This is a genomic window from Companilactobacillus alimentarius DSM 20249 (assembly GCF_002849895.1).
Classification (GTDB): Bacteria; Bacillota; Bacilli; order Lactobacillales; family Lactobacillaceae; genus Companilactobacillus; species Companilactobacillus alimentarius.
The window spans coordinates 1,756,868-1,767,978 of the sequence record NZ_CP018867.1; the positions used below are offsets into that span (position 1 = coordinate 1,756,868).

An 11,111-nucleotide genomic window follows, 5' to 3' on the forward strand; every position below is an offset into this window, starting at 1 on the left:
GGGCTAATTATGCGTAAAAGAAAAACAGGCTTGCGAGAACAAGTAGTAAGAAAAAGACGAAAATGGCCATGGATTTTACTAACGTTTATTTTATTGATTTTCTTAAGTGTTGGTTTATTTTGGATGAAATATGGTTATGAAATAAGAAATACGATTGCCGATGGTTATTCATATAGTCAGGGGTTAAAAGCCTCTGATTTCCATCCAAAGAATTCAACCGTTATATACGATCGTAACGGTAAAATGTTGAAAAAATTATCACAATCTAGTTCTAATTACACACCGATTAAACAGATCAATCCAAAGATTAGGAAGGGATTAGTCGATGTTGAAGATCAACGTTTTTATATTCACCACGGTGTCGATATGTATGCCATTATGCGGTCTATTGGGGCCAAATTATTGCGTAGAAGGACAGAGGGCGGCTCGACATTAACGCAGCAATTAGTTAAGAATGTTATTTTACAAGATCAATCGCAGAATTTAACACGTAAGTTGAAAGAAATGGTTATTGCCCAGCAATTAGAAAAGAAATTTTCCAAACAACAAATTTTGGAATTCTATATCAATAATGTCTACATGGGACATGGTTCTTACGGATTCAGTTCAGCTGCGGATTACTATTTTTCACAAGATCAAAAGGATTTATCAATTGATAAATTAGCGGTACTAGTAGGGATTCCTAATAATCCCGTTTATTATGATCCAGTCTCTGCACCAAAGCGGACCTTGAAAAGGCGTAATATGATTCTTTACATTTTCCACCAACGCGGGCTTATCTCTAAAAAGACCTATCAAACGGCACGTAAACGTCCTTTGGGGTTAAAGATTAATGAGAAGAAATATGATAATGACGTTTCTAGTAATTATGCAGTAAACTATGCTGTCTTTAACGCAACAGAGGAATTAATGAAATCTTCTGGATTTACAATGCAATATACGTTTAACAATAGTAAAGAACGTTCAGACTATAATACGCGGTATCAACAGGAGTTTGAACGGGCTCGTGGTGAATTGTTAGATGGTGGTTATACGATTCGTACGACAATAGATATGACCGTTCAAAATCAGATTGAAAATCTAGTTAACAAGACCTATAAGTCTTATACAGGAAGAGATGTACATGGCAAGTTGACCCCACAAGTATCTAGCACCGTTATAGACAATAAAACGGGTAACGTTATAGCGATAGTTGGTGGGCGTACTACGCAAGGAGACCAAGTTAATCGTGCGATAAATGGTTATCGTCAACCCGGGTCAACTGCTAAACCACTAGTAGCTTATGCGCCTGCTTTTGAACGAGGATATTTGCCGCAGAGTACAGTAATTGATTCAGCCGTTGGCAATGTTCACAATTGGTATAGTGGCTATACGGGACGTACGACTGTGCGTCATGCTCTGGAAAACTCAATCAATACGATTGCTTATAAACTAGCTCTACAAGATACGGATTACAGTTTTTATAACGATTTAGCGAAGATGGAATTTGCTAGATTGCGTCCGAGCGAAGATAAAAATGCCATTGCAGCCTTGGGAACTTTTAGTACGACAACGACAGAAATGGCTTCGGCTTATAGTTCATTCTCTCGTGGAGGAAAGTTCATTCATCCTAGTAACTTAAATAGTATTTATAATAATGATAATAAGCGCTATATTTATCAAAATACTCATATGACTAAAAAGGTCTATACGAAAAACGCTAGTTATATGATGTTGAATACAATGCAGTCAGTTATAAGTGATGGTCTTGGTAAGGATGCCGCATTAGATAATTATAAGTATTATACGGCCGGTAAAACTGGTACGAGTGATGATACAAAGGATTCTTATTTTGTTGGGATGACACCAGACTTTACGATTGCTAACTGGACTGGAAATGATGTTCCTTCTTCATTGACTGGTACGGAACAGACACTGTCAATGCAGACATTTAAGAATGAAGGGCAGTATTTAGTTGATCAGATGAAAGAGAGTAATACTGATTTTAAGAAACCAAAAACTATTACCGTTAGTGGCAATAATTTGTCTGTCAATACAAGTAATGAGAAGCCCAGTGTACAGGATATTATTGATAATGACTTTTCAAAATATGTAACAACTCAAAAACAAAAGAATAGTAGTCGTTTGTATAATCTTGATTATCGAATTATTTATCATTTGACGAAAAAAGAAGAGTTTAAGCGTGAGAATAAGGTTCAGACGGCTATTAATGATTATAATGACACACCAATTACTGAGGAGTCGCAATATAATAAGAAGTTAAGCGCCTTGCAAAAGATCCGTTATCTCAATGCCAATGTTAAACGCCAATCAGCAAAGATTGAATTTAACCAGCAAATTTTAAAATTACAAAAGGAATTGAATTTAAGTCAAGCGACCTTCCAAGCAGCTAAAGATAATAAGAAGATTTCTAAATATGAATCAGAAAAGGCAACTATTGAATCGCAAAGAGAGCAGAAACGTCAGGCAATGGTTGATAAATTGATGCCACAGTACAATTCTCAATTACAAAAAGTAAAGGATGCGTACAAGAATGATGATTCTGATAAAGCCGATCAAAAACAGAAGCTGATTGATATTATGAATGAGATTAGAAGCTATGGTGGAACAGTTGATGACGTTAAAATCAATGTTGAAACTTCCTCTGATAATGATTCAAATTAAGCTTTTTTATATCAATGAGTTATGGTTCTTGAATTAAATATTTAATCAGTGTACTATTCAATTAACGTTTTAATTCAGTTCATCGGAGGGTTTGATTCAATTCAGACTAGATAAGGTGCTGTGTAGTTAACTACTACAGGTGTCTTATTTTTTTATCCTGAATTAAGGCTTAAATGAAGGGGGGAAATATAAATAATGAAGGTATTAATGCCTTATATTAAGCGTTATCGAAAGGACGTTTACATTGCACTTATTTCGGTAATTGCTTTGGTATTCGCAACACTTTGGCAGCCACGTTTGTTGCAAGTGATAATGAATGCAATTTTGAAGGGTGACAGGAATGTTATTTTTCAACAGGGAATAGTTTTGATCGGATTGGCTATAGTTGGAATCATTGCTGGGGTCATCAATACCGTCTATTCCGCCCATGTTGCTTTAGGAGTGGCAACGGATCTTCGAAGTGATTTATATGGGAAGGTTCAGACTTTTGCCTACGCTGATGTTGAGAGATTCTCAGCTTCTAACTTGGTCGTAAGAATGACTAATGATATTAACCAGATTCAACAAATTGTTATGGCTGGCTTTCAGCAAGTGAGCCGAATTCCTCTATTATTTATTGGGGCCTTTATTTTGGCCATGGTAACGATGCCACAGCAGTGGTGGGTTTTGTTGGTAATGATGGTGATTGTTTTAGCTGTCAGTTGGTATACCTATCAAAAGATGGGAGATTACTTTGCCCAGACTCAACAAAATATTGAAGATGTTAATACGGTAGCTCGTGAGAACTTGATGGGTATTCGTGTTGTAAAGTCATTTGTCCAAGAGCCACACGAGATTACTAAATTTTCCAAGTCATCAGATAAATTGACGAAAGTTACGGCTAAAGTTGGTTACACATTTGCAATTTTGATGCCAATATTCTTTTTGACAGCCAATATAGCGGTAGTCTTAGCAGTTTATTTAGTAGGGAAGAATTTAACAGTCCATCCGACATATTTGGCAGCAATAACTAGTTTTATTTCTTACTTGATGCAAATTCTTTTTGCGGTGATCAATGGAGGATTTCTAATGATTGCCGCTTCAAGAGCTAAGATCTCTATGGGAAGAATCGGCGAAGTCATGGAAACAAAACCTAGTATGGAATATGTTAAGGGTGATTCTAAGCCAGTTGATGGTGACATCGAATTCGACCATGTGACGTTCACTTACCCAGGAGATAGTTCACCTACCTTAAAGGACATTAGTTTCAAAGTAAAAGTTGGCGAGATGATTGGTATCGTTGGGGCTACTGGTTCTGGTAAAACCACTATGGCTCAACTTATTGCTCGGTTATATGATCCAGATTCTGGCGTGATACGAGTTGGCGGAACTGATGTAAGACAGCTTTCAGAAGCATCGTTACGTAAAACTGTGGCCTATGTACTGCAACGTTCAACACTATTTTCAGGAACAATCTCGGCTAATTTACGTCAAGTAAAAGACGACGCTACACCAGTACAAATGCAATGGGCCGCAAATGTTGCTCAAGCCTCAGAATTTATCGAGCGCTTGCCTCAGACTTATGATGCACCAGTTGAAGAACGTTCTTCGAATTTCTCAGGTGGACAAAAACAACGTTTGTCGATCACACGTGGGGTAATTGCAGAACCTAAAATTTTAATTCTTGATGATGCCACTTCGGCACTGGATGCTCAATCTGAAAAACTAGTCCAAGAAGCACTGGATCGGGATTTGAAGAAAACTACGACGGTTGTAATTGCAGAGAAAATCTCTTCGATTTTGCGAGCTGATCGAATTTTAGTTTTAGATAATGGAAAAATTGTCGGTAATGGCAATCATAAAGAGTTGGTAGCACATAACTCGGTTTATCAAAAAATTTACTTTACTCAAAAAGCACAAAAGGGGGCAATGTCGTGAAAGATTTAAAGAGTGTAGGAAAATACTATTGGCACTATTTAAAGAGATATTGGTTTGGATTCATTGTTACGGCATTGCTAATTGGTATTTCAACAGCTTGTATCGTTATAGCGCCTACATATTTAGGAAAAGCCGTTTCGGAGTTAACAACTTATTTGCAACAATGGACTAATACGGCAACACGTTCTAATGCTAGTTTAACCACGTTTCATCGAACTTTATGGACCTATTTAGGACTGTATATTGGTGACGTTTCAACATTATTGATTGCCAGTATGATTCTTGCTAGAATTACCGCTTATTCAACTGGTACAATGCGAGTGGGACTTTTTCGGAAGATGCAACGCATGCAAGTGAAGTACTTTGATTCACACAGTGATGGCGATATTTTAGCCCGTTATACTTCAGATTTAGATAATATCTTTAATGCTATGAATCAAGCTTTAATTGAGATCTTCTTAGCTATTGCTCAGTTTATTGGCTTATTGATTGTTATGTTTAACCAGAATGTCACAATGGCTTGGGTTACGATGGCATCAACGCCAGTTTCTTTGATTATTGCAGCTTTTGTGATGAAAAAGGCTAGCGTAGCTGTCAATCGTCAGCAAGAAGATATTGGACAATTGAATGGTTATATCAATGAACAGGTAACCGCTCAGAAGGTTATCATTACCAATGGATTACAAAAAGATTCCATCAAGGGTTTTAAGAAGCATAATCAAACCGTTCGTAAATCCGCAATGTCAGGTCAAATTTGGTCTGGTGTCTTAAATCCATTGATGCAAGGGATGTCTTTGTTAAATACAGCTATCGTGATTTTCTTTGGTTCTTGGTTTGCTTTGAATGGAACCATGTCGACTGGAGCAGCTTTAGCATTGGTCGTAGTTTTTGTTAACTACGCACAACAGTATTATCAACCAATTATGTCTTTAACTAGTTTATACGGGATGATTCAATTAGCTATTACCGGAGCACATCGGGTCAATGAAGTTAGAGAACAACCTGATGAAATTGCTCCACTTGATGGTAAGACTTTGCCTGGAATTAAAGATGATTTACAAATTGATGACGTTCACTTTAGTTATTTACCTGGTAAAGAAATTCTACATGGGGTATCAATCTCAGTTCACAAAGGAGAAATGGTGGCTTTGGTTGGACCAACCGGTTCAGGAAAAACTACCGTTATGAATCTTTTGAATCGCTTTTATGATGTCGATAGTGGGGCTATTACAATTGATGGGACAGATATTCGTGAATTCTCATTACAAGAGTTGCGTAGAAATGTAGGGATCGTCTTACAAGATCCACAATTATTCTCGGGAACAATCGCTGATAATATTCGCTTTGGCGACCCAACCGCAAAGATGGATCGAGTGATTGATGCTGCTAAACAGGCTAATATTCATGAATTTATCACTAGTCTTCCTAAGGGGTACGAAACGAATGTATCGGACGAACAAAGTGTCTTCTCAGCGGGCCAAAAACAGTTGATGTCAATAGCTAGAACGATTCTGACCAACCCACAATTATTGATACTAGATGAAGCTACTTCAAACGTTGATACGGTAACGGAAGCTAATATTCAAGCGGCTATGGATCGGGTTATTCAAGGACGGACTAGTTTTGTTATTGCCCATCGGTTAAAGACAATACTAAACGCCAATAAAATTGTTGTTTTGAAAGATGGTAGAGTTATTGAACAAGGAGATCACCAAGCTTTGCTTAAGGAGAACGGTTTTTATGCAGAACTTTATCGTGATCAAATGGTTACTGATTAGATAAAAATGCACACAAAAAAGAGATAGAAAATTCTGGACAATTATATCCAAGAATATTTCTATCTCTTTTTTTAATTTAAACTATCTTATTTAATATCTTCAACTTCATTAGTTCTCTTAGCAATAGCGGGAAGAATCAAACCAAGAGCAATCAGAGCTATTGGAGTGATAATGTTTAAGGCTAATTGGAACCACCATGATGATGGGTCTTGAGCCATATTCATCTTTGGAACCATTCCCATGATACAAGCAAAGGCTGTTAAGAAGAAGGTCCAAAGACCTAAGCCAAATCCGATATACTTGTTCTTAACGAACATGTAATCTGATTTATACTTATCCAAGTTCATTGAAAGTAGCATAAAGGCTAAGAATACCCAAAGGTAACGCATAGGCATAACGATTGAATTAAGATTCAATAACCAGTTGTATAAATCGTTCATACCATTGATACCTAGTGCAGGCACAACGATAAGAATGGAAACTAGAATTGCAGTCATCTTGTAACCATTGATGGCAATTCCACGTTTGTTTTTCTTCAAAAGTGACTTAGGGATGTATCTGCTATCGGCATCGCCTAAAAGCATTCTCAAAGGTGCATCAATTGAAATGGCAAGAGCCGCAGCGCTGGCTAAAGTATTAGTAATAGCAAATGCCCAAACGAATAAATTGCCAACGTGGAAACTTTGACCTAAGAATTGAAAGGCTTGGTAAGCACCATTGGCCATTAGATCTGCTGGAATGTGATTTGAATTGACGATCATTCCAATTGCAAATGAACCTAGAACGGCTGAAACAGCAACCATGACGGCTAAAATAATCATTCCTAGTGGGAATTCTTTTGAAGCGTTTTTAGTCTTATTAACGTATGGCGAAATTTTCTCGGAACCACCAACCGCAAAGACTAACATTGAAATAGTAGTAAAGTATTGTAAATCGAATTTCGGTATATATGTATGAATATCAGTCATGTTTGGTGTAGCGATTTGAACATGAGTGATAAAAGGAGCACTAACACCTAAGATAATGAACAGCATTGACATAGTAAACATAGCAACCCCGGCGATGCTACCGATATTATTCAATGTTGCAGCACCTTTACTTGCTAACCACACGAAAGCAAGAAAGATGATCAAGCTTAAACCTTGAACGATAAATGGGGATGATTCTTTAATGAAAGAACCATTACCCTTAAAGAGCCAACTAAGACTGACCATAATGATCTGTGGCTTTTGAGCTAAATAAGGAACATGAACCACCCAATAAGTCCAAGCTGCAAAGTAAGCTAACTTATTGTTAGAGAGCGTTCTGATCCAAGAACTGACACCACCACCAGCTTCTTGGAAAGCTGATCCTAATTGTCCCACCATTAATGTGTATGGAACAAAATAAAGAATCATAATTAAAATCCATGATGTTACAACGGCTAAACCTTGATTGGCAAAGTTGTTAATAACATTATTTAAACCCCAGACGGTGGTAAAACCTAGTAAGGCAATATTCCACCATCGGAAGGTCTTTGCATTTTTTGCATCTGACATAATCAAATCCTCCTACAGAAGAGATTATACAGGAAAAGCTTGAAGAAAAGGCTCGTAATAATAAGATGTTTTTTTCGAAATAACTTAGTTTTATATTTTAATAATTTATTTTTTGTAAAATTGACAGATGGCATTAAAAAATTATAATTTAGGAATACACCTACTTGATTAAATTTGGTTTACACATTTGATTTAGGCTGTATAATTGTAATCTATCTACTATATAATAAAGATGCTTTTTATAATTATTGATAGAAGTTAACGGAGTTAATTATGGATAACAACAACAATAGATTCAGAGGTCGTCGCCAAAAGACGCGTAACAGTGCTTTAGCTTCGAACAATAATGGGAAAATTAAACGTCCATTTTTAAAAATATTAGGTTTAATAGTATTAGTTACTGTCTTTGTAATAGGAGGATATGGTTTCAGGCTTTACGCCCAAGCTCAAAACTCTTTAGACAAGACGTATAAAGCTTTAGATGGTAAGAATGCTTCAGCTAAGATCAGTAGTAAAAAGCCTGTTTCAATTTTGTTATTAGGTGTTGATACTACTGATAACGGAGTTAGAGATACAGAAAAGGATTATCGAGGTAATTCAGATACAATGATCGTCGTTACGGTTAATCCGAAGACGAATAAGACTACAATGACTTCAGTTCCACGTGATACAATGGCTCAAATCTGGAAAACTTCCAGTTCGAACACCAATAAGATTCAAAAAATAAATTCAGCTTATAACATCGGCAATGAAGGAAGTGCCGTTGTAACGACAGAGAAATTATTAAACATACCAATTGATTACTATATCAAGGTTGACTTTAATTCCTTGAAGCAAATTGTCAATGCTGTCGGAGGCGTTGATGTTGACGTACCGTTTAGTTTCTCGTATGGTGATACAGGTGAAAAGGAATCTCACTTTAAAAAAGGTAAGATGCATTTGAATGGAAAACAAGCCTTGGATTATTCCAGAATGCGTTATGAAGATCCTAAGGGGGATTATGGACGTCAAATGAGACAGCGTCAGGTTATAACAGCAATTATTAAGAGTGCTGCTAGTGCCAATACCTTTACCCATTATCAAAAAGTTCTAGATAGCATTTCCAGCTCAATGACAACTAACTTGAGCTTTAGTGATATGCAATCGATGTTCTTTAATTATCGCGGTGCTGCCAAGAATATTAATTCGGATCATTTACAGGGTTATAGTTCAACGATAAATGGGTCATCTTATGAGATTGCTTCAACAAAAGAATTAAGAAGAGTTTCAAATAAGTTGCGTAAGCAATTAGGATTGTCAGAAGAGGAATTGAATAATAAGGAAACTAAGTTGAATGCATATAATAAGAAACTTGGTTTTTCATTCAATTACACCGGCGATCAACAACAGAATTACACTACATCTATTTCAAAAACTACTACTTCGGGTTATGGCGAATCCAGTCACTCGACAAGTTCATATGGAAGCGAATCAGATGGGTCCAATAACTCTGGTTATCCTGGAGGATTTGGTGGCTATTAATGTCTGAATAATATGTGGTTTTAACCATAAATTGGATAAAGGCTGAGACAATAGTTTCAGTCTTTTGTTATGTATAAAGGGAGAATAATATGAGCGTTTTAGAAGTACACGGATTAACACAGCAATTCTTAGATAAGAGATTGTATGATGATGCTAATTTACAAGTTAATAAGGAGGACCATTTAGGTATCATTGGTCAAAACGGTGTTGGTAAGAGTACCTTCATCAAGATTTTAACAGGACAGATTGAACCTGATGAAGGCAAGATTTCCTGGAAAAAGCATTTAACAATTGGTTATTTGGATCAACAAGCCAAGCTTTCAGCGGGGATGACTATTTTTGAATATCTTCAAACTGCTTTTGCAAAATTGTATGAAACAAGCGATGAACTGAATGCAATTTACATGAATAATCCAGATGATGAAGATTTGGAAAAGGCTGGAAAACTTCAAGAAATCTTGGATGCCAACGATTTTTACGAATTGGATACTAGAATTGAACAAGTTGCTACAGGATTAGGATTAGATGCAATTGGCTATGATCACGATGTTTCTAAACTCAGTGGTGGTCAACGTTCCAAGATTATTTTGGCTAAAATCCTTTTGGAACAGCCTGATATGATCTTATTGGATGAGCCAACTAACTACTTAGATACTAATCATATTGACTGGTTAGCAGATTATTTGAATAATTTTGAGGGTGCTTTCATCGTTATTTCCCATGATTATAATTTCTTGGATCGAATCATTAACTGTGTGGCTGATTTTGAATTTGGTAAGATCACTAAGTATACAGGTACTTTGAAGCAAGCATTGAAACAAAAGGCTGCTAACAAAGAGACCTATATGAAAGCATACGTTAAGCAACAGGAGAAAATCTCGAAGACTAAGGCTTATATCAGAAAGTTTAAGGCTGGTTCTAGATCAAAGAGTGCTAAGAGTAGGGAGAAGCAACTATCTCATATGGACGTTTTGACACCTCCTGGGAATAAGACTGCTTCAAGTTTTGGTTTTCCTTATATAGAAGTTCCTAGTTCTCGAATGCTTTTGGAGGTAAACAATCTTAAAGTTGGCTATGACGGGAAGGCTTTGTTTGATAAAGCTCTTAATTTCTCTATTGTTAGTGGCGAAAAGATGGTCATTAAAGGATTTAATGGAATTGGTAAGTCTACATTGATTAAGACTCTATTAGGCATACTGAAACCTATAGAGGGTAACTATGACTTTTCAGAAGTGGCTAAGATAGGTTACTTTAAGCAGGATTTAGTTTGGAAGAATAACCTAGAGAGTCCTTTCAAGTATGTAAGTGATGAACACCCAGACCAAGGTGGTAAAGATGTTAGACGAGTTTTAGCTAGAACTGGATTAACTAATCAACAAATCATGTCACCTTTACGCTCACTTTCTGGTGGAGAACAGACAAAGGTCAAGATCGGTGACTTAATGTTCAATCAATCAAACTTCCTTTTCATGGATGAGCCAACTAATCATTTGGACGATGAAAGTAAGGCAGCCTTACGTAAGGGTCTTAAGAACTATGATGGATCACTGATTTTAGTAACTCATGAGGAAGATTTCTATAGTAGTGATTGGATAGATAAAGTCCTCGACATTGAAAAAATCAAAGAAAACTAACTATTTTCAAAAAAATATGAAAAAGTACTTGCATTGGTTTACCATTAACGGTAAGATAT

General features: G+C 36.4%; 6 protein-coding genes. 5 read left to right on the plus strand and 1 reads right to left on the minus strand.

What is annotated here, in order from left to right:
- The first annotated feature begins 9 nt into the window (after nucleotides 1-9).
- The 3 genes from LA20249_RS08405 (at nucleotide 10) to LA20249_RS08415 (ending at nucleotide 6,359) form a co-directional block, all read left to right on the plus strand.
- Nucleotides 10-2,664 (plus strand): transglycosylase domain-containing protein, encoded by a 2,655-nt coding sequence (locus LA20249_RS08405; RefSeq protein WP_057738839.1) that lies wholly within the window; start codon nucleotides 10-12, stop codon nucleotides 2,662-2,664.
- 195 nt (nucleotides 2,665-2,859) lie between these two features.
- Nucleotides 2,860-4,581: an ABC transporter ATP-binding protein gene (locus LA20249_RS08410; RefSeq protein ID WP_057738837.1), complete on the plus strand. Its 1,722-nt coding sequence runs from the start codon at nucleotides 2,860-2,862 to the stop codon at nucleotides 4,579-4,581.
- Nucleotides 4,578-6,359: an ABC transporter ATP-binding protein gene (locus LA20249_RS08415; protein WP_057738835.1), complete on the plus strand. Its 1,782-nt coding sequence runs from the start codon at nucleotides 4,578-4,580 to the stop codon at nucleotides 6,357-6,359. Before LA20249_RS08410 ends, LA20249_RS08415 begins: the two co-directional genes overlap by 4 nt.
- Nucleotides 6,360-6,445: 86 nt before the next feature.
- Here LA20249_RS08415 and LA20249_RS08420 read toward each other — a convergent pair whose 3' ends face one another.
- Nucleotides 6,446-7,897, minus strand: coding sequence for an amino acid permease (locus LA20249_RS08420; RefSeq protein WP_057738833.1), 1,452 nt, complete (start codon nucleotides 7,895-7,897; stop codon nucleotides 6,446-6,448).
- Nucleotides 7,898-8,170: 273 nt separating this feature from the next.
- Here LA20249_RS08420 and LA20249_RS08425 point away from each other — a divergent pair, with 273 nt between their 5' ends.
- The gene (locus tag LA20249_RS08425) at nucleotides 8,171-9,418 is read left to right on the plus strand and encodes an LCP family glycopolymer transferase (RefSeq protein ID WP_083477918.1); all 1,248 of its coding nucleotides are present in this window, start codon (nucleotides 8,171-8,173) and stop codon (nucleotides 9,416-9,418) included.
- 89 nt (nucleotides 9,419-9,507) lie between these two features.
- Nucleotides 9,508-11,052, plus strand: coding sequence for an ABC-F family ATP-binding cassette domain-containing protein (locus LA20249_RS08430; RefSeq protein WP_057738831.1), 1,545 nt, complete (start codon nucleotides 9,508-9,510; stop codon nucleotides 11,050-11,052).
- Nucleotides 11,053-11,111 lie beyond the last annotated feature (59 nt).

Bases quoted from the DNA above. Each gene is read 5' to 3' on its own strand.
- LA20249_RS08405 (WP_057738839.1), top strand. From the start codon at position 10: ATGCGTAAAAGAAAAACAGGCTTGCGAGAACAAGTAGTAAGAAAAAGA.
- LA20249_RS08410 (WP_057738837.1), top strand. From the start codon at position 2,860: ATGAAGGTATTAATGCCTTATATTAAGCGTTATCGAAAGGACGTTTAC.
- LA20249_RS08420 (WP_057738833.1), bottom strand. From the start codon at position 7,897: ATGTCAGATGCAAAAAATGCAAAGACCTTCCGATGGTGGAATATTGCC.
- LA20249_RS08425 (WP_083477918.1), top strand. From the start codon at position 8,171: ATGGATAACAACAACAATAGATTCAGAGGTCGTCGCCAAAAGACGCGT.
- LA20249_RS08430 (WP_057738831.1), top strand. From the start codon at position 9,508: ATGAGCGTTTTAGAAGTACACGGATTAACACAGCAATTCTTAGATAAG.